The sequence below is a fragment of the Candidatus Omnitrophota bacterium genome (assembly GCA_041650805.1).
GTDB lineage: Bacteria > Omnitrophota > Gorgyraeia > 2-01-FULL-45-10 > 2-01-FULL-45-10 > JBAZKM01.
Window position 1 is genome coordinate 32,194 of record JBAZKM010000012.1, and the last position, 22,476, is coordinate 54,669.

General features: G+C 50.6%; 20 protein-coding genes. All 20 read left to right on the forward strand.

Annotation, left to right across the window (positions count from 1 at the left end; all coding sequences use genetic code 11):
* The first annotated feature begins 2 nt into the window (after window positions 1-2).
* Window positions 3-578 (forward strand): nucleoside triphosphate pyrophosphatase, encoded by a 576-nt coding sequence (locus WC515_07960; GenBank protein MFA5147294.1) that lies wholly within the window; start codon window positions 3-5, stop codon window positions 576-578.
* Window positions 579-652: 74 nt separating this feature from the next.
* A complete protein-coding gene (locus WC515_07965) occupies window positions 653-2,812 on the forward strand; it encodes a CHASE domain-containing protein (protein MFA5147295.1) in 2,160 nt (719 codons plus the stop codon).
* A gap of 20 nt (window positions 2,813-2,832) precedes the next feature.
* A complete protein-coding gene (locus WC515_07970) occupies window positions 2,833-3,219 on the forward strand; it encodes a response regulator (protein MFA5147296.1) in 387 nt (128 codons plus the stop codon).
* An 18-nt stretch (window positions 3,220-3,237) separates the two neighbouring features.
* On the forward strand, window positions 3,238-4,968 hold the full coding sequence (locus tag WC515_07975; GenBank protein MFA5147297.1) for a tetratricopeptide repeat protein: 1,731 nt from the start codon (window positions 3,238-3,240) through the stop codon (window positions 4,966-4,968).
* A gap of 64 nt (window positions 4,969-5,032) precedes the next feature.
* Window positions 5,033-5,776: a hypothetical protein gene (locus tag WC515_07980; protein ID MFA5147298.1), complete on the forward strand. Its 744-nt coding sequence runs from the start codon at window positions 5,033-5,035 to the stop codon at window positions 5,774-5,776.
* A gap of 42 nt (window positions 5,777-5,818) precedes the next feature.
* Complete coding sequence (locus WC515_07985; GenBank protein ID MFA5147299.1) at window positions 5,819-8,311, forward strand: ATP-binding protein; 2,493 nt, start codon at window positions 5,819-5,821, stop codon at window positions 8,309-8,311.
* Window positions 8,312-8,343: 32 nt separating this feature from the next.
* The gene (locus tag WC515_07990) at window positions 8,344-8,577 is read left to right on the forward strand and encodes a FeoA domain-containing protein (protein ID MFA5147300.1); all 234 of its coding nucleotides are present in this window, start codon (window positions 8,344-8,346) and stop codon (window positions 8,575-8,577) included.
* Window positions 8,574-10,304, forward strand: coding sequence for a ferrous iron transporter B (locus WC515_07995; protein ID MFA5147301.1), 1,731 nt, complete (start codon window positions 8,574-8,576; stop codon window positions 10,302-10,304). Before WC515_07990 ends, WC515_07995 begins: the two co-directional genes overlap by 4 nt.
* A gap of 29 nt (window positions 10,305-10,333) precedes the next feature.
* Complete coding sequence (locus WC515_08000) at window positions 10,334-12,046, forward strand: glycosyltransferase family 39 protein (protein ID MFA5147302.1); 1,713 nt, start codon at window positions 10,334-10,336, stop codon at window positions 12,044-12,046.
* A complete protein-coding gene (locus WC515_08005) occupies window positions 12,043-12,777 on the forward strand; it encodes a glycosyltransferase family 2 protein (protein ID MFA5147303.1) in 735 nt (244 codons plus the stop codon). Before WC515_08000 ends, WC515_08005 begins: the two co-directional genes overlap by 4 nt.
* Window positions 12,774-14,204, forward strand: a complete 1,431-nt coding sequence (locus WC515_08010) for a glycosyltransferase family 39 protein (protein ID MFA5147304.1) — start codon at window positions 12,774-12,776, stop codon at window positions 14,202-14,204. The genes WC515_08005 and WC515_08010 overlap by 4 nt, the downstream gene beginning before the upstream one ends.
* Window positions 14,197-15,564: a sulfatase gene (locus WC515_08015; protein ID MFA5147305.1), complete on the forward strand. Its 1,368-nt coding sequence runs from the start codon at window positions 14,197-14,199 to the stop codon at window positions 15,562-15,564. The genes WC515_08010 and WC515_08015 overlap by 8 nt, the downstream gene beginning before the upstream one ends.
* A 12-nt stretch (window positions 15,565-15,576) precedes the next feature.
* The gene (locus WC515_08020) at window positions 15,577-16,320 is read left to right on the forward strand and encodes a glycosyltransferase family 2 protein (protein ID MFA5147306.1); all 744 of its coding nucleotides are present in this window, start codon (window positions 15,577-15,579) and stop codon (window positions 16,318-16,320) included.
* 46 nt (window positions 16,321-16,366) lie between these two features.
* Window positions 16,367-17,230 (forward strand): radical SAM/SPASM domain-containing protein, encoded by an 864-nt coding sequence (locus tag WC515_08025; GenBank protein ID MFA5147307.1) that lies wholly within the window; start codon window positions 16,367-16,369, stop codon window positions 17,228-17,230.
* On the forward strand, window positions 17,230-18,780 hold the full coding sequence (locus WC515_08030; GenBank protein ID MFA5147308.1) for a glycosyltransferase family 39 protein: 1,551 nt from the start codon (window positions 17,230-17,232) through the stop codon (window positions 18,778-18,780). The genes WC515_08025 and WC515_08030 overlap by 1 nt, the downstream gene beginning before the upstream one ends.
* Before the next feature lie 40 nt (window positions 18,781-18,820).
* A complete protein-coding gene (locus tag WC515_08035) occupies window positions 18,821-19,177 on the forward strand; it encodes a DMT family protein (protein ID MFA5147309.1) in 357 nt (118 codons plus the stop codon).
* Between the two features lie 48 nt (window positions 19,178-19,225).
* Window positions 19,226-19,699: a hypothetical protein gene (locus tag WC515_08040; GenBank protein ID MFA5147310.1), complete on the forward strand. Its 474-nt coding sequence runs from the start codon at window positions 19,226-19,228 to the stop codon at window positions 19,697-19,699.
* Window positions 19,700-19,707: 8 nt separating this feature from the next.
* Window positions 19,708-20,004, forward strand: coding sequence for a GIY-YIG nuclease family protein (locus WC515_08045; protein MFA5147311.1), 297 nt, complete (start codon window positions 19,708-19,710; stop codon window positions 20,002-20,004).
* Window positions 20,001-21,476, forward strand: a complete 1,476-nt coding sequence (locus WC515_08050) for a potassium/proton antiporter (protein MFA5147312.1) — start codon at window positions 20,001-20,003, stop codon at window positions 21,474-21,476. Before WC515_08045 ends, WC515_08050 begins: the two co-directional genes overlap by 4 nt.
* Window positions 21,477-21,544: 68 nt before the next feature.
* Window positions 21,545-22,306: a class I SAM-dependent methyltransferase gene (locus WC515_08055; protein ID MFA5147313.1), complete on the forward strand. Its 762-nt coding sequence runs from the start codon at window positions 21,545-21,547 to the stop codon at window positions 22,304-22,306.
* The last annotated feature ends 170 nt before the right edge of the window (window positions 22,307-22,476 follow it).

Below are 22,476 nucleotides of genomic sequence, written 5' to 3' on the forward strand. Positions count from 1 at the left end.
ATATGCGCAGGATAATCTTGGCGTCAAGGTCGAAGGCGAGGAGGGAGTTACTTAAGCGGATAGGGCTGAAGTTCATAACGGCCGGATCGGATGCAGTGGAACGGCGTAAATTGATAGGCAGTTGCAGCAGCCTTGTCACAGGTAATGCCCTTGCGAAGGCGCGTGATGTGTCAAAGAGGTTCAGGTCGGGTGTCGTGATCGCCGCCGATACCGTGGTGCTGGTAGGGAAGAAGATCGTAGGGAAGCCGAAGGACCTGAAAGACGCTTTCAATACGCTGAAACTGCTTTCGCGAAGGCCGCAGTGGGTCTATACCGGGATCGCCGTTATAGATATAGATAAGGATAGGGTCTTCACCGGATACGAGAAGACGAAGGTATATGTATACCGCCTGACCGGTCGGCAGATAATGAGTTATTTCCGGAAGGTCTCGCCCCTGGATAAGGCCGGCAGTTTCGATATCCAGGGCCTGGGAGGGGTATTCATAGACAGGATAGAGGGTTGTTTCTATAACGTAGTGGGCCTGCCGCTGGCAAAACTGGCGAAGATGCTGGAGAAGACGGGTGTTTCCATCTTCTGATATGGCTACAAATCATTTTACAGATGGTGATTTATGTATTATCATGCTAAGTGGCTAAGCGAAAAGGCGGGATCATGGCAGTGAATAAGAACCATCGACAGGGCGTCTCTAGGGTAGCGATATCCGCGCTCGTAGCCGGCCTGGCGCTCTCTTTTGCCCTCTTCAGGGTTACATCCGAATGGGAAAGAGAAAAGATCGCGGCAGAATTCCATCTGCATGCGGAAGACCGCACCGACCTGTTAAAGGATAAGAGCGAAGACCTGGTAGAGGCATTGCATGTCATCTCCGCGTTATACGAAAGCAGCGAAGAGATAGAGCGCGATGAGTTCCATATCTTTGTGCAGGGACTGCTTTCGAAAAACCCGTACATCTTCGAGATAGAGTGGCTGCCGCGTGTCCGGGATACGGAGCGGCTCCTCTATGAAGAGGCAGCGCAAAGAGACGGCCTCTCCGGCTTTTTCATAAGTGAACCGGATGAAGACGGCCGTTTCATAAGGTCGGGGAAGCGCGAGGAGTATTTTCCCGTTTACTATTCGGAATCTTCAAATGATGCGGCTGGCACGATATCGGGGTTTGACGTTTCCACGAACCCGGCGCGCCGGGCCGCGATCGAGAAGGCGCGCGATACAGGATCTCCGGTCGCTACCGGCCGCCTACGCCTTATAAGAAGACCCGGAGAAGGGTTTGCCCTCCGCGTCTTTCTGCCAATATACCGCAACGGAAGACCGCATGAGAGCGTCGAAGAGAGACGCGCAAACCTTGCAGGTTTCGTCTCGGCGCTTATATATATACCCGATTTCGTCGAGATCGCCCTGAATAAGGTGAGGTCTGAAGGCGTCAATATCTATATATATGACAGGTCTTCCGGCAGGGGAGAACAATTTATATATTTTCACAGGTCGCGTATCACGAAAGATAATATACCTCCTCCGCCCGGTGATCCGGAAGAACTCAAGAGGCGGTCAGGTTTTGCGAAAGAGCTGATAATATATCTCGCGGACAGGGAATGGTCGGTCAGCTGCCTGCCTACGTCAGAATTTATAAGCGCGCACAGGAGATGGGCATCGTGGCTTGTGCTGTTCGTGGGCGTCCTGCTCTCTCTGTTATTGGCCGTCTACCTGTCCGGCGTCCTGACACGGACCGCCAAGGTCGAGACGCTGATCAAAGAGAGGACCTCCGAGTTACAGCGATCCGAAGAGAAGTACAGGGCCCTATTCGATTTCAACAGCTCCATACTTAAGATCATACCGTTCGGCATGGATATCGTCGACGAGGACTGCAATATACTCTATATCAATGATAAGTTCGAATCGATGTTCGGCAAGGAGGCCATAGGGAAGAAGTGCTGGTCCCTTTACAAGGATAACTGGGTCCAGTGCGAAGAGTGCCCTCTCAAGGGCGGTATTGAAGTCGGGGAGATGAGGAACGCGGAAGCGGATGGAGTGCTGGGCGGGAAGACGTTCCAGATAATACATACGGGAGTCATCTTCAACGGCAAGAAATCCGTTATGGAGATATTCATAGATATCACCGAGAGAAAAGAGGTGGAGCGGCTCAAAGACGAATTCGTCTCTACCGTTTCCCATGAGCTCCGCACACCGCTCTCCATCACAAAAGAGGGTATAAGCCTCGTACTGGACGGCATACCGGGTGAGATAAATGAAAAGCAGAGTAATATACTGACGGTGGCGAAGAGCAATATAGACCGTCTGGCGAGGATCATAGACAGTCTCCTCGATATTTCGAAGATCGAATCCGGTAAAGTAGGGCTGAGGAAGAGCCTGACCGATATAGGCGCCCTGATAAAGCAGGTCGTCGCCTCATTTGAGCCGGCAGTTAAGAAAAAAGGCCTGGATATCAGGACGGATCTGCCGGAGGGCGCGATGCGGTCAAACGTGGATACCGACAGCATAGTGCAGGTACTGACAAATCTCCTCAGTAACGCGGTCAAGTTCACCGAAAAAGGGCATATAGTGATAGCCGCCGGTATATCGGATAATGAAGTGCGATGCTCTGTAGCGGACACAGGCATAGGTATCGCCGGCGAAAATATGCCGAAACTGTTCAATAAATTTCAGCAGTTCGGGCGTACTGCCGGGAGAGGGGAGAAGGGTACGGGGCTGGGACTTTCGATAGCCAAAAGGATAATCGAGATGCACAACGGTAAGATGTGGGCGGAGAGCGAGCCCGGTAAAGGTACAAAATTCACGTTTACATTGCCCCTGGGGCAGTGAGCGGCAAAACGGAGGCCTTTATGGCAAAGAAGAAGATACTGGTGGTAGATGATGAGCTCGATTTTTTGAAGATAATGAGTATACGGTTAGAGGCAAGCGGCTACGAAGTAGTTACGGCCTCAAACGGCAAAGAGGCATTGGCGATCATAAGATCCGGCAGGCCGGACGCGGTGCTCCTCGATATATTGATGCCCGACCTGAGCGGGCTCGAGGTCCTCAAAAAGATAAGGAAGACGGACAAGAAGCTGCCGGTATTCATGATCACGGCATTTTCCAGCGACGAACGCTTTAAGGTGGCAAATAAGTTGAGCGCCTCCGGTTTTATCGTAAAGACGGGAGACCTCAAGGACGAAGTCGACAGCATAACCAGCGCCCTGGACCTGGCCGGCAAATATAAGGCGAGATAGGCAGGTCTGTAACATATAATGGGTATCATCAGAAAAGAGAGATCATTTAAGTCGGGATTTTTTTATCTCCTCGTAGTCCTGGTATTGACGGCCGCCGCCTTCCTGCCATCGTTGTCGAACGGATTCGTAGATTTCGACGACCCGTCTTACGTAATCAATAACACTCTTATCAGAAGTTTCTCCCCGGCGAACCTCGACAGGATATTCAGGAGCGCTTTTGTGGGGTGCTATTGCCCGCTGGCGGTCATATCTTATTCTGCCGAATATCGCCTTTTCGGGCTGAACGCCTTTTTTTACCATCTCACCAATTATCTGCTCCATCTGTCCGTGACGGCAGCGGTCTTCTTTTTCATATATAAGCTCTCCGCCAGCCGGCGCGCGGCTTTCATCGTATCCGTATTATTCGGCATACACCCTATGCATGTAGAGTCCGTCGCCTGGATATCGGAGAGGAAAGACCTGCTCTGCGCGCTTTTCTATATCCTTGCCCTGATAAGCTATCTCCGCTATCTTGACATAAAAAGACGGCGCCATTATATCCTCTCCATTTTATATTTTGTGCTTGCTCTCTTTTCGAAACCTATGGCAGTGACCGTTCCGCTGGTGCTCATACTGCTTGACCATTTTTGCGGCCGGGATCTCCTGAGTATACGCAGCCTGTTGGAAAAGGCGCCGTTCTTTATCGCCTCAGCCGTATTTACCGTTATCAACATATCTTTTCAGTCGGCCTCCGGCGCGACCGGCCTGGTAGCAACGCCCGGGGTAAAGATATATTTTCTTTTGAAAGCGATCCCGTTCTATCTGGCAAAGATCTTCGCTCCTGTAAACCTGTCGGCCATGTACCTGTATCATAATATAAACGCCGCCCATTCGGCGGAAGTGAAATATTACTTGGCGGTCCTGGCCCTTCTCCTCCTTGCGGTGATATTTTTCGGCAGGCGCTCAAAAGAGGCGATATTCGGCACCCTCTTTTTTTTAATGACCGTATTGCCGGTCCTGAAGATAGTGCCGGCCGGCGACTGTTTTGCGGCAGACAGGTATATGTATATCCCGTCCATCGGGGTATTCTATCTCGCGGCGGTATTTTTCGGGCGCCTGCTGGAAAGTAAATTCGGCATAGCAAGATGGGGTGCCGTCTTTCTGCTGAGCGCCGTTATTATCATACTGGCCTCTTTGACGTGGCAGAGATGCGGAGTATGGAAAGATACAGAGACCTTATATATGGATGTGCTGAAGAGATATCCTGACCGCGCCCCGTTATATAATGACCTGGGGGCCCATTTCGCCGAGAGGGGCGACCTCGATAAGGCGATAAGGTGTTTCGGTATAGCGCTCGCATTTTACCCTGACTATAAGGCCGCCAAAGAGAACCTCGCAAGCACTATGGAAGATAAGCGTCTTAGGGCGGTCAGGGAAGAGGGAGAGCCCGCTTTCAAGGCCCGGCTTGAGGGCGCAAAAGATGCCGGCGAAAAGGTTAAGTTGTTGAATGAGATGGGCCTGGCGGAAGGGCAGTCCAACGATATCGATAAGGCTATAGCGTTATTCAGGGAGGCCGCGGAGCTCGACCCGTCATACGCCGAATCCTATAACAACCTGGGGTTCTCCTATTACCTGAAAGGCGATGTGGCCGGGGCCGAAGGATATTTCAGGAAGGCGCTCGAACTCGACCCGGGTCATAAAAATGCGAAGAGGAACCTCGATTTTATACTGTCCCATAAAGAAGACGCAGAGCGAGTCGTCAAAAAATGATTGTCTCTTTCTATCATGGGGTATATAATGACTATAACGCATTGAAATATTTATGGTTACAGCTATGAATTTCCTGAGATGGCCGGTCGTTTGCTGCCTTTACGTCATAAAGGTGATCGACAAGATCTCCGGTGAGATAAAAAGATGTAACGGTGTCATATCGGCAAAGTTACTGGAGATTCTCCTAGTCTCTCAGAGAAGGCGGCTTGAAGAGGCCGATAAGCTGAATATCGGATGCGGCGACCGGCCTGTGGAGGGCTGGCTGAATATAGGTCTCTTTTCATGGAGGCAATACCCGGCCGGCATGGTCAGAAAGGACGATAAAGGTTCTCTCGTCCTGAACGTCGATATCAATAAAGTGAGTATGTCATATTTCGGAGATATAAAGTACATATATGCCAGCCACCTGATCGAACATCTGACGCATGAGGAAGCGACGGCATTGTTAGAGAAGGCCTATAGGGCGATGGCCAAAGGCGGGGTCATCCGTCTGGCGTGCCCAGACCTGGAGCTCTGGGTAAAGAAGTATTACGAAAACGATAAGGATTTTTTCAATACGTACAGGTCCATCTACCTGCAGGATAGCCCCGCAAGGACCAAAGGCGATATCTTCATGGGGCAATGCCACGGCTTCAGCCATAAGTGGAATTATGACTTTGAGTCGCTTAAGGATATGATGGAGAGGGCGGGTTTCGTCAGGGTCTCGAAGAAGATACAGTCTAGCAGCAGTATCCCCGATATCGGGTTACTGGAACCGTCCGACCCCGGGAGGGGGCTTGAGACGTTGTATGCCGAGGGAGAGAAATAGCGATGATACGGGCCAAAGACCATCCGGTCACGGAGGGATGCTGTGAAACTGGCAAATAAGATAGGCCTTTCATTCTTAGCCGTTGCCCTGATCATTGCCACCGTCGCCGTGTCTATTTTTTATATTATAGCGAAAGAGAGCCTCCGGAGATCTATCTATAACAATCTGGGCACAGCGGTCGTAGACCGGACCAACCATATAGAGACCTACCTCAGGATGCTGGAGACCTCTGTGGGGCAGTTATCGAAAAGCGTCGTCCTGGAGAACCTGCTGAAGGCAGGCGGTAAAGAAGAACCCCAGCGGGACGACGCCTTCCGCCAGGCGATGAAGAGGCTCAAGAGGACAAAAGATGCCAACCCTTCGATATTCCAGTTTTTGCTGCTTGATGCGGCCGGCAAGGTGGTGGCTTCAAGCGACGAGGGCATGCTCGGAGTCGATAAATCAGAGGATATTTACCTCCTCGGCGCGAGGGAAGGGGTATACATCAAGGACGCTTATTTTTCCGGGCTGGCGAAGATGCCTTTGATGGCTGTGGCGGCGCCGCTTCTGGACAGCCAGACCGGTAAAATTTTGGGCGCGCTTGAGGCGAGCGTTAAGCTGGATGAGTTGAACGCTATCGTTATGGAGAGGGCCGGCATGGGCGATACGGGCGAGATCTATATAATCAACAAGGACGGTTATATGATCACCCCTTCCAGGTTTATAGTGAACACATTCTTAAAGCAGAAGGTGGATACCGAGAACGCGAAGATGGCGCTTTCGCATAAGACCAAAGAACATGTGATGTCCGGGGACAGGATGTTCAGGGTATTCCCCGATTACCGAGGAGTGCCCGTCCTGGGGACACACGAATACATACCCAGGATGCGATGGGGGGTCCTGGCTGAGATAGACGAAGAAGAGGCGCTCCGCCCGCTCGTTTTCCTGCGCCTCGTTTTTATCCTGATCTTACTTATAGTGCCTCTCTCCGCATGGCTCCTGGGGATATCCATAGCCAGGTTGATCACCGGACCGCTCCACAGGCTGCACAGGGGGACCGAAATAATCGGCGAAGGGAACCTGGACTACAAGGTAGGCACTGACGCCAGGGATGAGGTGGGACAGCTCTCGCGCGCATTTGATGCAATGACTGAAAACATAAAGCGCACCACCGCTTCTATCGACGACCTGAACAGAGAGATCACCGAGCGCAGGATAGCGGAAGAGGAACGCGAGAAGACGCTCCTGTGGCAGGATGGCGTAAACCTGCTCCAGCGAGCCCTGCTTGCGCCGGCCCGGATCGAGGCCAAGCTCAAGACCATAACAGACAGCGTCGTTCGTCTCTTCAGCGCCGATTTCTGCCGTATCTGGCTGATCCGCCCGGGAGACCTGTGCGAGAAGGGATGTGTCCATGCCGAAGTGACGGAAGGGCCTCATGTCTGCCGTTTCAGGGACAGGTGCCTGCATCTCCTGGCAAGCTCGGGGAGGTATACCCACCTGGACGGAAAAGGCCATGCCCGGGTCCCGTTCGGCTGTTACAAGATCGGCCTTGTCGCGTCCGGCGAAGCGCATAAATTCCTGACAAACGACGTGCAGAACGATCCGCGTGTCCATAACCATGACTGGGCGCGCCAATTGGGGCTTGTGTCGTTCGCAGGTTACCAGCTCAAGGTCCCCGGCGGGAAGACGATCGGGGTCATGGCCCTCTTTGCGAAGCATCCGATATCCCCTACCGAAGACACGATACTTGACGGTCTCAGCAATGCCGTCTCTTTCGTAGTGCAGCAGACCGTCGCAGAAGAGGAGCTGAAGAGCGCTTACGAGAGGCTCAAAGAGGCCCAGGCCCAGGTCGTCCAGGCGGCCAAGATGGCATCTGTCGGTGTCCTGGCCGGGGGCGTCGCCCACGAGATAAATAATCCGCTCACCAGTATCCTGAATAACGTCCAGCTGATAAAGATGACGGCCGAGCAGAAAAAGGAATTCAAAATGGAGGAGTTCAGGAAACTTATCGATATCATAGAGGAGTCATCCCTACGCTGTAAGAATATAACGAAATTGCTCCTGGAATCTTCGCGTATCTCGGCAGAGACGTTTTCCGGGGTCTCTCTGAACGAGGTCGTGGAAAAGTCGGTGGCGCTTATCGGGCAGGAGATGAAGCGGCGGAATATCGATATCCGTCTTGAACTTGCGCCAGAACCGCCGAGGACCAGGGGTAGTTTTCAACTCCTCCAGCATGCATTGCTGGATATCGTTTCCAACGCAATGTGGGCAATAGAGAAAAAGGCACAGGGCGCGGGCACGATAACCGTCAAGACCTGTGTCGAGCCCGGCTCAAAGAAGGCATGCCTCGTCGTTTCGGATGACGGGGTAGGCATCCCAAAAGATAACCTGCAAAAGATATTTGAGCCGTTCTTTACCACAAAGAGAGTGGGTGAAGGCACCGGCCTCGGTTTATCCGTTGTCTATAATATAATACGTCATCACGAAGGCACTATTGAGGCGGAAAGCGAAGTCAATAAGGGCGCAACGTTCACCATAATGCTGCCTTTATTATAGAAATAGAGAAAGGTCGGAGCGGGCGCTCAATTATGAAAAAGATCTCTCTGGCACAGGTTAAAGCGGATCAGAAGTGCAGGATAGCCGAGATACAGGGCGGCTCAAATCTGCATAATAAGCTTATGCATATGGGTGTCTTTAAGGGCAAGGATGTCACCAAGCTCAGCCATATCGGTTTGAGGGGGCCGGTCGTCATCAGGGCCGGGAGGAGCATCCTGGCACTGGGGCACGGCATAGCGGTAAAGGTGATGGTCGAGGTCGAATGATAAAGAAGATATACCTGATAGGGAACCCCAATGTGGGTAAGAGCGTGGTCTTCTCGCGGCTCACCGGCGTCAATGTCATTTCGTCTAATTATCCGGGCACGACCGTAGAGATATACAAAGGGTATGTCGATCTCGGGGATGAGAAGATCGAGGTCGTTGACCTGCCCGGAACTTACTCGCTGGAGCCGACTTCGCACGCGGAAGGTGTAGCCGTCTCGTTATTAAAAGAGAATTCCAAAAGCGAGATAGCGGTGATCAATATTCTCGATGCGACCAACCTGGAGCGCAACCTGCTCCTGACCCTGCAATTGATAGAAGAAGGGTTCCCTGTGATCGCCTGTCTTAATATGTGCGATGAGGCCGGCCACAGGGGCGTCCATATAGACACCGAAGCCCTGGAAAGGCTGCTGGAGATCCCGGTGGTCTCCACCTGCGCCGTAACCGGCGTGGGGATAAAGTCGCTGATAGAGAGGATACAGAGTGCAGCCCCGGTTTCAAGGGACAGGATCGCCAGCAGGGAGAGGTGGGCCGAGGTCGGCAGGAGAGTTGAACAGGGCCAGCTCCTCGAACACAGGCATCATACTTTAAGGGAGATGATAGAGGATGCATCGGTCCGGCCTTTTACCGGGCTGGTGATGGCCGCGGCGGTCATCTATGCTTCGTTCAAGATCGTACGTTTTGTCGGCGAATTCATCATCGGCAGGATAACGGACCCTATATTCATAGATCTTTACCGGCCGGTATTGGAAAGGTTGACGCGATATTGGAAGGAAGACGGGTTTTGGTTCCATCTCTTAATAGGCGACCTGATCGACGGTAAGATAGATTTCAAGCAGTCGCTGGGTGTATTGACCACGGCCCCTTACATAGAATTCGGTATGGTCCTCCCGTATGTCATATCGTTCTATTTTATACTCAGCGTCTTAGAAGATATAGGGTATCTGCCGCGTCTTGCGATATTGCTGGATAACCTGATGCACCGCCTGGGACTGCACGGTTTCGCGGTCATACCGGTGCTCTTGGGTTTCGGGTGTAACGTGCCGGGCATACTGGCGACGCGCGCCCTGGAATCGAAACGGGAAAGGTTTATCGCAGCTACCATAATATCGATAGGCGTGCCGTGCGTGCCGCTGCAGGCGATGATATTCGGGCTATTGGGCAAATTCGGCGGATTTTACGTATGTGGTGTATATCTAGTCTTGTTCTCACTGATAATAATACTGGGGGTCATCCTGAACCGTCTCCTGACCGGGTACAGCCCGGAGTTCCTTCTGGAGATACCCCCGTATAGGTTTCCGCCGCTTGCCACGCTCCTCGCCAAACTCTACCTGCGCGTCAAAGGTTTTCTGGTAGAGGCGGTGCCGGTCGTCATGCTGGGTGTCCTATTCGTTAACCTGCTCATCTATTTCAAACTATTCGATTTCATAACCGGGATATCGGCGCCGGTGATCCACGGCCTCTTCGGGTTGCCCAAAGAGTCGGTGGTCGCCCTGGTCATCGGGTTCATAAGAAAAGACGTCGCGGTCGGCATGCTCATGCCGCTGGGACTTTCGGCCAAACAGCTCTTCATAGGGGCAACGTTACTGGCTATCTCTTTCCCGTGCATAGCGACATTCGTAGTGATATGGAAAGAGCTGGGTTTTAAAGATCTGATGAAAGCTACGACGATCATGGTGGCTATCAGTATCATTGTAGGGACGCTGCTCAATTTCACGATAGTGCCGTGATCCGGCGAAATTAAAATTATAAAACGCTAATGTATGCCATTCCCCGCGTTCGTCTATACACGGTCATATTTCTCATAATTGCCGCCGCTTCCGTATTCAGGTTCTATCATTTAGGTGCAGTGGAGATGATAGCGGATGAATATCGCGATATACCCGCGGCCAGGGCCTACGCGGCGGATCCCAATCCGTTCATACCGGGCGTCCAGAAGAACGACGACATATCGCAGGCAAGGATGCCTTATTATATAACAGCATTGAGCCTCCGCTTATCGGGCGACCCGTTATCCAGGGCAAGGCTTCCGTCGGCCATATTCGGCGTCCTCGCAGTATTGATCACGTATCTTATCGGGAGAGAGCTTTATGATGTGAAGACGGGTATATTGAGCGCTCTCCTTCTGGCCATATCCACTTATCATATAGGTTTCTCGAGATTTTCCGCAACGACAGGCGAAAGTCATGACCTCTTCTTCTTTCTCCTGAGCCTCTTGCTTTTTTTTAAAGGTATTACCGGGAGAGAGACAAGGCCGATCCTATTCTCGGGGATAACGACGGGCCTTGCCATTGCTTCAAAATTCAGCATGGCACTCCTCATCCCTGTATTTTTTTTATACATGTTATCTCTTTTCAGAGGCAACTGTTTCAAGATAAGCCGTATAAACAAAATACTGCTTCGAATAACATATCTCAATCTTGCCGTTATCATCTCTTTTGCATTCATCTCTTTTAATCTGTATGGTCACGCGCCGGGCGGCTTATCTGCGGACAGGATCTTCATCCTGTTCCTATCCGCGGTTCTCTTTTATCTGCCCCTTCTTTTCATAGCCATATTCAGGACGGGCCGCCTTTTCGATGAGAACGACGCGTTGCCCATCTTTTTTAATATGGTCTTAACATGCGCGGCCTTTACCTTTATAGGATCACCGGTACATCTCGACCCCGCCAATCTGACCGGTGCTTTAAGATGGTTCGGTGAATTTGGGTATAACAATTCTCTGGAGACAGGGCCCTTATATTTTTTAAATCCGATAGCAACCATTTTCCTCAGGATGGCGCCGCCGTTCAACCTTATATTCATACCGGCCTTTCTCTATACTGTAAGCCGTTCCAGGAACGGCTCCGATCTGTTGATCTCAATGGTCTTCATTCTGTATCTGGCGTTCCTATCGAGCCTTAAATGGTTTATGAGCTGGTATGTGATGCCCCTTATGCCGCTCGCGCTTATCATGAGTTCGCATTTTACCGTTCTATGGATTGAAAAATTACGGAGAAAGACTGCTTATCCGGTCGCTCTCTTTCTGATATCCGTCTCTATCGCCCTCCAGCTGCCGAACCTTTTAAGGATATCGCCGTATTATCAGATAGACGGCTACAGGTTCGGGAGCAGGTTTATAGGGCTGAATAAGCCGTCGTTCCTGACGACGGAGGGCGTAAAAGACGCCATCGCCTGGCTTGAAAAAAATATACCGGACCGTTCAAGGGTGGGATTCTTCATTAATCTCAGGCCGATCAACGACCATCTTGCCGGCTATCTTTTCCGGTGGGTTGCCGGGATCCATGCCAGGAATAGGACGATAGAGTATGATTACGCCTTTGATACGAAAAAGATAGACGCATATGATTATCTGGCCGTTTCGCCGTTGTTGAAGAGGCGCCCGACGGATAAGAACGGGACACTCAGGCGGATCCATACGGTCAGCGTGGCGGGGTTAGACGTATTATATATCTACGAGATAGTCATATGATAAAGTTCTCGGTCGTTATACCCATATATGATGAAGAGGGCTCGGTCGAGCCGTTATACCTTTCTTTGAAAAGCGTCATGGACAGGATGAAAGAGCCTTATGAGATAATTTTCGTTAATGACTGCTCGAGGGACGGGAGCCTGCAGGCCCTGAAAAATATTGACGCCGCGCCGGCTCATTTAACCATCGTAAGTTTACGAAGACACAGCGGCCAGTCGGCGGCCCTCCAGGCAGGGTTTGATGCAGCACGAGGGGAGACGATCATTACCATTGACGGAGATCTTCAGAATGATCCCGGAGATATACCATGCTTATTGGATAAGATTAAGTCGGGATATGATGTCGTTTGCGGATGGAGATATGACAGGAAAGACCCATGGCATAAGATAGCGGCGTCAAGGATCGCTAATCTTGTGTGCCGTATCGCCGCGAGAGAGAAGATCCATGACACCGGATGCACCCTCAGGGTCTTTAAAAGATCCGTTCTGAAAGATGTCCGCCTGTCTGAAAACATGCACAGGTTCTTTACATTGATAATGGCCAGGCGCGGTTACAGTATAGGGGAAGTGAAGGTCAGCCACTCCCGGAGGAAGTCCGGGAAGTCAAAGTACGGCATACTGAACAGGCTCGGATGGGTGACGGATCTTATAAGGATAGCCGGATCGGATATGGATGACCTGATGCGGCAGGGAAATGGTTATGAGATAGAAGAGATAATAAGGAGACGATGAAATTTTTTAAATATGCCGGCCTATGTTCCATAGTAGCCCTCGGGTTCCTCCTGAGGGTCTACCATCTGGGCAATTCCAGTTTATGGTGGGATGAACTCATGACCGTAAGCCGTATCGACTATCCGCTCGTCCAGGTGGTCAGGAACCTCTTCATATCTCCTTTTCCGCCGCTCTATTATATCCTGATGAACCTCTGGGTAAAGGCCTTCGGGAACAGCGAATTCTTTTTGCGTCTCCCGTCCCTGATGTTTTCCGTAGGATCGGTCATAGCCGTATTTTACCTGGCAAGGGAACTCTTCGATGAGGATGCGGGGTTCTTTTCCGCGTTATTCCTGAGCGTTTCACCATATAGCATCTGGTTTGCCCAGACGGCAAAGATGTACTCCATGTCATGGTTCTTCGCGATACTCTCATTCCTCTTTTTTCACAGGTTCACGAGAGATAAAAGAAGAGTCAGCCTGTTATTGTACGTTATCTTTACCACATTATCGATCTATACCACATATATAGGGTTCATCCTCATACTGACCCAGAATATACTCTTCTTCTGCTTTAACAGGGAGAGGCAGGTCAGGAGATGGTTATTGGGCCAGGCGTTGATATTTTTATTCTTCCTGCCATGGCTGGGGATATTCCAATATAACGCGATAAACAGGACAGGGTTGGATTGGATCCCCGCCGTGGATAATTATATAAGACTTATCGGCTCTGTCTTCCCGAGAATGCTGACGGGTTATTTCGGGAACCCGGGCTATGCGGAGTTGGTCATATGCTCCCTTCTGATAATATCCGCGGTCGTAAAGTTGGCAGGCGATAGGCAAAAAAGATATTCTATCAGTTTTAGCCTGCTCTTCGCATGGATAGCAGTGCCCGTTTTTGTATATTACCTGACCTATATCTCGGCATATCCTATTCTCAGCGAGTTCTCGGACAGATATATCGGCGTTATACATATCCCCTTGATCATACTGATGAGCAGGGGGATATCTAAATACAAAGCCGGATATATATCCGTCATATTGGTCCTTCTGCTTGGCATGACCCTCCTTTACCATTTGCGCCCTTTTTATAAAGCCGATTGTAAGATGACCTTCACTTTTCGCGGCGTGGTCTTCGATGATAACTGGAGGAACCTATCGAATGAGATACGTCAGAGGGCCGGCAGCGATCCATTGATAGTTACGGACCTTCCCCCGGTCTTCAGGTACTACATTAAGGGTTATAGGATAGAACCGTTGGAATATATCAGGGATATGGAAAACAGCGTTTCCGCCGGTAACTTTACGTCAATTTTTATGGTCTATAAAATAAGCGGAGGGCGCGTAAAAGGCAGACCCCTGCAGAGGACGATCAAGGGATATAAGCTGGAAGAGGACTATTACAGGCATCCGAACGGTTTCTTCTGGTTCAGGAAGATCGATGACTAAGACTTTAAAAAGATATATAAATCCTTTATTTTTTTTAGTTCTTTTTTCAGCGTTTGTTATATTTGTTGTTATTGCCAGGAATAATGTTCCCCGGGGAGAGCGGCCGAATATAGTATGGATCGTCATAGACGCGCTGCGGGCCGACCACCTGGGGTGTTACGGTTACGGAAGGGATACGAGCTCGTTCATCGATGGATTTGCCGGTAAAGGCATCCTCTTCGAGCATGCCTTCAGCCAGGAGTCATATACACAGGCGTCCGTGGCGTCGTTCTTTACATCCACATATCCATGGGTCAATAAAGTCCTTTACGATAAACCTATGATAGATGTATTGGACCCGGCCTTTGTAACTATCGCGGAGATATTAAAAGAGGCCGGTTACGATACCGCGGCCTTCGTCTTTAACCCGCACCTCAAGGCGATATTCAATTTCGGCCAGGGGTTCGATCTCTACAGCGACGGCGGGAAAGGCCTGAAGGTCGTGCTCCGGGATCCGGGTTCACATGAGACCGCGAAGAAGATCTCAGCCAAGGTGAAAAGATATCTTGAGCGGACCGGCGGCAAAAGGCCCGTCTTCTTATATCTCCATTACAGGGATGTGCACGGCCCGTATATGCCCCCTCCGCCTTATGACAGTGTATTCCCAGGGCCGGATTCCGCATATGACGGAGAGATACGGTACGCGGATAATAGTATCAGGGCGCTATTTACCTTGCTGAAAGGATACGGGATCGACAACAGGAATTCTGTTATCATAGTCACGGCAGACCACGGCGAGGAATTTTATGATGATCCTCCGCCGGATAAACGCTCCCCGGGGGGCCACGGCAGGACTTTATACAATGAGCTGATACATGTCCCGCTCATAATGTCCATACCCGGACTTCCTGCCGGGAAGAGGATAGGCGCGTATGTCGGGCTTATCGATATCGCCCCGACCCTTTGCGATATCCTGAAGATCGATCGGAAGAGATACGGCCGATTCCAGGGCATGACCCTTCTGCCCGTTATAAACGGAGAGGATGACGGCCATCGTCCTGTATATGGCGGCGGTAAGTACGGCAGGGGCTTTGTGATCAGGGGCGGATACAAGTATTATATCGACTTGAAGAATAAGACCGCCAGTTGCATGCGTCCCGCGGACAATGACAATGTGATGCGTGAAGAGCTCTATGATATGAATGCGGATTTTAATGAGGTGATGGATCTCTCAGGCGCCAGACCGGATATCGTTTCGGAGCTGAGGAAGGAGTTGGAGGCATTCATCAAAGGGTCCCCGGTGTACGGGGGGCTTGCCGCGTCTGTGTGGCCGGACGCCCGGACCGAAGAAGAGTTGAGATCATTAGGTTATCTGCAATAGGCGGGGTATTCAATGGATCCCGGAGATATCGCCATGTCCGAACGCGTAAAGAGCCCGACCTCCGTCATAATCCCTGCCTATAATGAAGAGCCGACGATCAGGCAGGTCATCAGCGGCTTATTGGATGAGCGGCGGTATCCAGAGATCATAGTGGTCGATGACAGCTCTTCCGATAAGACCGGCTTTCTGGCAGAGGAGCTCCGGGTCAAGGTCATCAGGCATGAGACGAGGAGAGGATATGGCGCGGCGCTTAAGACGGGTATAAAATATGCGCGCGGCGATATCATCATAATTCTTGATGCCGATGATACATACTCCCCCGGTGACATCAAACGGTTGCTGAAATCCTTTGAGGCCGGAGGGTATGATATGGTGGTGGGGGTGCGCGACCTCGGTCATTTTCCTTTTTATCAAAAGTTCGCCAAAGGGTTCGTCACCTCGGTAATGGCGGCTATATTCAGGCAGAAGGTCCCCGATATCAATTCCGGGCTGAGAGTTATGAAGCGGGAGGTCGTGGAGAAGTACCTATCTGTGCTATCCGACGGTTTCTCGTTCACGGCGAGCAGTACGTTGGCAATGCTCCTGGGCCGGCATAAGATAGGATATGTCGAGGTCGGCTATTCGGGAAGGGCCGGGAGATCCAACGTGGAGATAGCCGCTTACACCATAAACTTTATCAGGAGTTACTGGCGGGTCATCTATCGTCTCAAGATCGCCGCTAAGCTATCCCGGGGGAGGGGAGGGATGCGTGTTTAACAGGGTCTCTCTGGCTACTCTTAAGAGAAAGAGGATGCGCCGTTCCATGAGGAGATTCCTCAGGGCAAGGTATGAGTCGGTGGATATGAGGCACCTTGATGCCGGGATGATCTTTGCCCACCGGGTGCTAAAAGGTTTGTATAGAAGTTTTGACCCCGGGAATAAGTGCTTCGATGTCGTCTCCATCCAGACGAAGACAGGTTGTAATTATAGCTGCCCATTCTGCCCGGGCAATAAACCGGGCCGGGGCCTATACGGCGGGGCGCCGCCGGGAGCAGAGATGGATCCCGCAATCCTTAAGGATATCGCCGGGCAGTTGTCAAGATCGGGATTCAGGGGGAGGATCTCGCCCGATCTCTTGAACGAACCCCTGATGGATGAAAGGCTGGTCGAGTTCGTCTCTATACTGAAGAGAGGATGTCCCCGCGCATTCTTGTTCATTCAAACGAACGGTTCATTGCTGGACAGGAGCCTGATCATGGAGCTCATCGACGCGGGGATGGATGAGATATACGTCAATGATTATACGGAAGGGCATGTAGTATTGGACCGTCTGGCGAGTATGCCTCTGGGTAAGGGTTATCGGGCGCATATCACCCCGGAGGGCCGTTCTTTCAAAGAGCGGTTGTCGAACCGGGCCGGCAATGTCGGCATATATCCCGTCCCCGGCGAACCGCTCAGGATCCCGTGTATTAAACCGTTCAGGCAGATCTCCATAGCTTATGACGGTAAAGCGATACTATGCTGCCAGGATTGGCAATTTTCTCAGGTAATGGGGGACCTCTCCGGTGAGACGCTTCTGGGTATATGGGCCGGCGAGAAGTATGTAAGGGTCAGGAACGGTCTATTGAACTCTGACCGGGCGAATAACGCTCTTTGCGCCCGGTGCGATTTCAGCGGGTTATGGTGATGGCAAAAAAAGACGGTGTCGATAATGTCCGGTTGATGCTGGGCCTGTGCCTTGTGCTCGGTTTAGCGCTCTCTCTATTTCTCTTCAGGCGCGATGCTTTCGTCTCAACGGATGGTTGTGCGTATGTTTTACTCGGAAAGAACCTCGCAAGCGGCCTCGGGTATACTTCATGGGGAGGCCCGCACCTGTGGTTCCCGCCGGGCTACCCTTTGGCGATAGGTGCTTTTTATCTCATCACGGGCGACCCGGAATTGGCCGCTCACGCGGTCTCCATTGTATCTTTCCTGATCTCCACGCTCTTACTCTTCAGGCTGTCCAGTATGGTGTATGGCCGGTCCGCGGCCCTGCTTGCGGTCATCCTTTTCATGGTGAATAGGTCCGTACTGGAAAATTCGCACGCGACCATGGCTCATTCCCTGGATATGGCCCTCGTGACCGCAGCCGCCTGTCTTGCCGCTACCATCATAAATAAGAATGGGCCGGCTTTCAGGTATTTTGTCCTGCTGGGCATCGTCCTGGCGGGGGCCAGCCTGAACCGTCCTGAAAACATAATTTTATCCGTAGCCGTTGTATCTTGCCTTCTTTTTCAGACAGGCGGCCGTCTCCTCAGGAGGCTGGCCGCCTTTTCCTGCCTGATATTGGCCTTCGGCATCACCGTATTTCCTTATGTCAATTTTATCCATAGGCATACCGGCGAATGGACCCTTACCGCTAAGGTCACAAATTTGCAGCATTATGAGTACCTCTATTCCAATGATCCCCTGGGCAGGGAGAAGATGACCAAAGCCCGCGTTTCCGACTTTGACCTTTTGAGATACATAAAGAAAGAGAAGGAGGCGCTCGCGGCGAGATATCTTCAGGGCGCGAAGCAGCTGCCCGGTGTCCTGAGCGGTATTCTGTTCGGAGCGCCCGGGTTTCTTTTAATATGCCTGGGATTGTTCTGGCAGAAGCTGGACAAGGACAAACTTAAGGTCCAGGTGCTGCTATTATCCTGCCTCTCTCCCCTGGTGATCGTACCTTTCGGCAATATGAGGGTGAGATATTTTTTGAGCGTCGTGCCGGTATTCATGGTATGGATGGGCAGGGGCCTGGAGAACGTTTATCTGCTTATGAAGGGGCGCCTCAAATGTCCCGTCAGGCAATCTGCGGCGGTCGTTTGCTGCGTTGTGGTACTGCTCGCCCTGCCTACGGCCAGGTTCTTATTTTTCGGCAAAAATACCGGCCTCGCGTATGAACATAAAGAGATGGGGTTATGGATGAAAGATAATATCGAGGGGATTGAGAGCAGGAAGATAGCTTCCAGGAAGCCCTGGGTCCCGTTCTATTCGGGCGGGGCGCGCGAGGGCATACCATTCAGCAAGGACGATAAGAGCCTGCCGTCATATTTAAGGAGCAGAGGCATCGATTACCTGATAATCGATGAAAGGTTCACCTCGGGTGTCCGTCCGCTTCTGCGTCCGCTTCTCGACGATGCCGGGAGACACGACGGGTTGAGCAGGGTGCACGTGATCAGGGAACCAAAGAAAATAGTCCTATATAAGGTAGAATGAGGTAAAATAATGGATAAAAGAAAGGTAAAGGAGATGATAGATGCATAAATTGGTAATTACGACATTGATGCTCGCAGGAAGCAATGTATTCATGACGTTCGCGTGGTATGGTCACCTGAAGAATTATAACCACAAACCCTGGATCGTAGCGGCCATCATAAGCTGGGGCATTGCGTTATTTGAGTACCTGATACAGGTCCCGGCCAACAGGATAGGCCATCAGGTTTTGAACCTGGGACAGCTTAAGATCCTCCAGGAGGTCATAACGCTCTCCATCTTTGTGCCTTTTTCGCTATTTTACATGAAGGAAGGCCTGAAACAGGATTATCTGTGGGCGGCGGTCTTCATAATGCTGGCGGCCTTCTTCATGTTCCGCGGATTATTCGTTAGTAATTAGCAGGGATAGCGCCCGGGAGAGACGATGCAACGCTGAAAGGCGGTTTAAATGGGCTGGAAAGAGCGCGTCAGGAAAGACCTGTACTGGCTGGGCGGTATTACGCTCGCCGCCATATGGTATATCTTCGCAGAAGGATGGCTGATCCTGATGGTCAGGATATTCGGCTTTTCGCTTTCGACGGTGATAGTCACGCTCATATTGATAATACTATCGTGGTTTGTGATCTACGTCGCATCGGGCGCCGGGAATATCGGCCGTTTCCGGGAATGGCTTAAGGAGAAAGAGGATAGCATTTCGCCCGGGGCTAAGACGGCTGTGGGCGGCGGCAAGGTATTGGCGGTGCTCAACACCGCTGTGTTCCTGGGGCCGATGGTCTCCGCGGTCCTCATGCTCATGCTGGGCACAGGGAGAAATAAGGCCTATCTCTATTCCGTCTTCTGCGCTTTTCTATGCGCGGTCGTATGGTGCGGATTTTACTCCGGGATATTCTGGGAGATACAGAGGATCTTCGCCGGGTCATAGGCGTATATATGAAAGCCAAATTCAAGCGTTCGGGCAGGTTCTATGTATATATCGTGGAATGCCGGGACGGGACGTATTATACGGGATATACCCCGGATATTGAAAATAGGATAAAGCTCCATAACGCGGGCAGGGGAGCCAAGTATACGCGGGACAGGCGGCCCGTGGAGCTGATATGGAAGAAAGAGTATAAACACTTTAAGAGGGCTTTCCTGGAAGAGAAAAGGATAAAAGGCCTGACTAGAGCGCAGAAAGAGGAACTGATGGGAAAACGTCTTAAGCGACGAAGGGGTCCCTCATTGTGATACCGATCGACACAGTCTTATTATGGGTTGCGGTATTGATCTTCGTGAGCGTCGTATCGAGTAAGCTCTCGGATCGATTCGCCATACCTGTACTATTGTTATTCTTAGGGATAGGGATGCTTGCCGGCTCGGAAGGGATAGGCAGGATCTATTTTGACAACGCGCAGCTGGCGAAATCCATCGGCGTCGTCGCCCTTATCTTTATCATCTTTTCCGGAGGTTTTGATACTAATTGGAAAGATACCAAATCGGTTGTTTGGCCAGGTGTCATACTTTCAACGCTCGGAGTTTTGCTGACCGCTGTTATAACCGGATGTTTTGCCATATATATACTGAAGTTCTCTTTTCTTCAAGGGATGCTTCTGGGATCCATCGTTTCTTCGACAGATGCCGCCGCAGTATTCAGCATTTTAAGGTCAAAACGAATAAGCCTGAAGAGCCCTTTAAAGGCGTTGCTTGAATTCGAATCGGGAAGTAACGATCCGATGGCTGTTTTTTTGACAGTCGGCTTTATCAGCATGCTGACAGTGAAAGGCATGGGCATTGCCGCATTGATCCCCAGATTCGTGATGGATATGGGGATAGGTGCTCTTGCAGGTTACTTAATGGCAAGATTTATTGTATTGCTCATTAACCGTCTGAAGCTGGAATATGAAGGGCTTTATCCGGTTATAATGATTTCGCTTGTTCTGCTTACGTATGCGATCGCCGTTTTTCTGAAGGGCAACGGGTTCCTCGCGGTCTATATCGCAGGTTTGATGCTGGGTCAGGCGGAGTTTCCAAATAAAAGAATGATCATGAAATTCCATGATGGGTTAGCGTGGCTTATGCAAATCGTTATGTTCGTGACGTTGGGCTTACTCGTTTTCCCTTCGCACATCGTCCCGTTAATGGGGGCAGGATCATTGCTTACGCTCCTTCTCATGGTGGTTGCTCGCCCTGTTAGTGTGTTACTATGCCTGTTGCCGTTTAAGATGAATATATGGAAAAAGGCACTGATATCCTGGGTTGGATTGAGGGGATCGGTGCCTATCATCCTGGCAACATTCCCTTTTATGGCAGGCATCCCGCAGGCAGACACCATTTTTAATGTCGTATTTTTTGTCGTATTTGCGTCTGTTCTGATCCAGGGGACATCCATACCGGTCGTTTCAAGGATATTAAGGCTGGATGTGCCGTTGGCCTACAGGAGACAATATCCGATCGAATTTGAAAAGACGGCGGCTATTGATGCGGAATTGACGGAAGCCATCGTCCCATACGATTCAGAAGCGGCAGGTAAGAGGATCGGCGAGTTAAACGTACCCGAAAAGTGCCTTATAATGCTTATTTCCCGGGAAGAAAAATTTATAATACCGTCCGGATCCGTGGTTATAGAGGGTGGCGATGTCCTGCTGGTGCTTGCAAATGCCGCGGATTTTTCTGCTTTTCAAAAAATACTGGCACGGCTTAAGAAAGCAGCTGACGTTTAAACGTCAGCTGCATTGTGGATAACTTCTATGATCCGGGTGATCGGAGAGAAATAAACGGGAGGATAGCAATGAAGCAATGGTATGAATCATTATTTGAAAATTACGCACAAAAATATGATAAAGAATGTTACGTTCAAGGGACACTCGGGGAATGCGATTTTATCGAACAGGAGTTAGGGCATAACAAAAATGTAAGAATACTTGATGTCGGATGCGGAACAGGCAGGCATTCGATCGAACTTACGAAAAGGGGATACAACGTTACCGGCGTTGACCTTTCCGGGAATCAGATAAAAAGGGCAAGGGAAAAGGCGCGGGAAGCAGGGGTGGCCATCGATTTCCAAATACAGGATGCGCGCGATCTTTCGTTCGACGGTGAATTCGATCTGGCGATCATGTTATGTGAAGGCGGATTCTCTCTTATGGAAACAGATGAGATGAATTTTGAGATACTAAGGAACGCCACAAAATCGCTGAAAGATAAAGGTATGTTCATTTTCACCACATTAAACGGGTTGTTCCCGCTGTTCCATTCGGTCAGTGAATTCTATAAGTCGGCGCAGAAAGAAAGCCAATCCCAGTGCAAGGAGTGCTCCTTTGATCTGATGACTTTCCGAGACCATAATACAACAGTTATTGAAGATGACTCCGGCAATAAAATAGAACTCAAAAGCAATGAGCGCTATTATGTGCCCAGTGAGATAAGGTGGCTTTTAAAGACGCTGGGATATAAAAGAATAGACATCTTTGGCGCAAAGCTTGGGGCGTATTCAAGAAACGACAAACTGGCCACTGACGATTTCGAAATGCTCGTTGTCGCGAAGAAGTAGCGGAACGTAAGATCAAAACTTTCGGATGGCCGTTGGTTACAGTATTACATACTGATCGTACATTTTCTGGACGACGTATATAATAGTGTTTAGTGCTTCAGATATAACGAGTTACGAGAATTGAAGGTAGGGGAACCGTACGTAAGTGAAAAATGTAGTTACTATACAAC

Bases quoted from the DNA above. Each gene is read 5' to 3' on its own strand.
- WC515_07980 (MFA5147298.1), top strand. From the start codon at position 5,033: ATGAATTTCCTGAGATGGCCGGTCGTTTGCTGCCTTTACGTCATAAAG.
- WC515_08005 (MFA5147303.1), top strand. From the start codon at position 12,043: ATGATAAAGTTCTCGGTCGTTATACCCATATATGATGAAGAGGGCTCG.
- WC515_08015 (MFA5147305.1), top strand. From the start codon at position 14,197: ATGACTAAGACTTTAAAAAGATATATAAATCCTTTATTTTTTTTAGTT.
- WC515_08030 (MFA5147308.1), top strand. From the start codon at position 17,230: ATGGCAAAAAAAGACGGTGTCGATAATGTCCGGTTGATGCTGGGCCTG.
- WC515_08000 (MFA5147302.1), top strand. From the start codon at position 10,334: ATGTATGCCATTCCCCGCGTTCGTCTATACACGGTCATATTTCTCATA.
- WC515_08020 (MFA5147306.1), top strand. From the start codon at position 15,577: ATGGATCCCGGAGATATCGCCATGTCCGAACGCGTAAAGAGCCCGACC.
- WC515_08025 (MFA5147307.1), top strand. From the start codon at position 16,367: ATGAGGAGATTCCTCAGGGCAAGGTATGAGTCGGTGGATATGAGGCAC.
- WC515_07970 (MFA5147296.1), top strand. From the start codon at position 2,833: ATGGCAAAGAAGAAGATACTGGTGGTAGATGATGAGCTCGATTTTTTG.
- WC515_08045 (MFA5147311.1), top strand. From the start codon at position 19,708: ATGAAAGCCAAATTCAAGCGTTCGGGCAGGTTCTATGTATATATCGTG.
- WC515_07975 (MFA5147297.1), top strand. From the start codon at position 3,238: ATGGGTATCATCAGAAAAGAGAGATCATTTAAGTCGGGATTTTTTTAT.
- WC515_07990 (MFA5147300.1), top strand. From the start codon at position 8,344: ATGAAAAAGATCTCTCTGGCACAGGTTAAAGCGGATCAGAAGTGCAGG.
- WC515_07960 (MFA5147294.1), top strand. From the start codon at position 3: ATGCGCAGGATAATCTTGGCGTCAAGGTCGAAGGCGAGGAGGGAGTTA.
- WC515_07995 (MFA5147301.1), top strand. From the start codon at position 8,574: ATGATAAAGAAGATATACCTGATAGGGAACCCCAATGTGGGTAAGAGC.
- WC515_08035 (MFA5147309.1), top strand. From the start codon at position 18,821: ATGCATAAATTGGTAATTACGACATTGATGCTCGCAGGAAGCAATGTA.
- WC515_08040 (MFA5147310.1), top strand. From the start codon at position 19,226: ATGGGCTGGAAAGAGCGCGTCAGGAAAGACCTGTACTGGCTGGGCGGT.
- WC515_08010 (MFA5147304.1), top strand. From the start codon at position 12,774: ATGAAATTTTTTAAATATGCCGGCCTATGTTCCATAGTAGCCCTCGGG.
- WC515_07965 (MFA5147295.1), top strand. From the start codon at position 653: ATGGCAGTGAATAAGAACCATCGACAGGGCGTCTCTAGGGTAGCGATA.
- WC515_08055 (MFA5147313.1), top strand. From the start codon at position 21,545: ATGAAGCAATGGTATGAATCATTATTTGAAAATTACGCACAAAAATAT.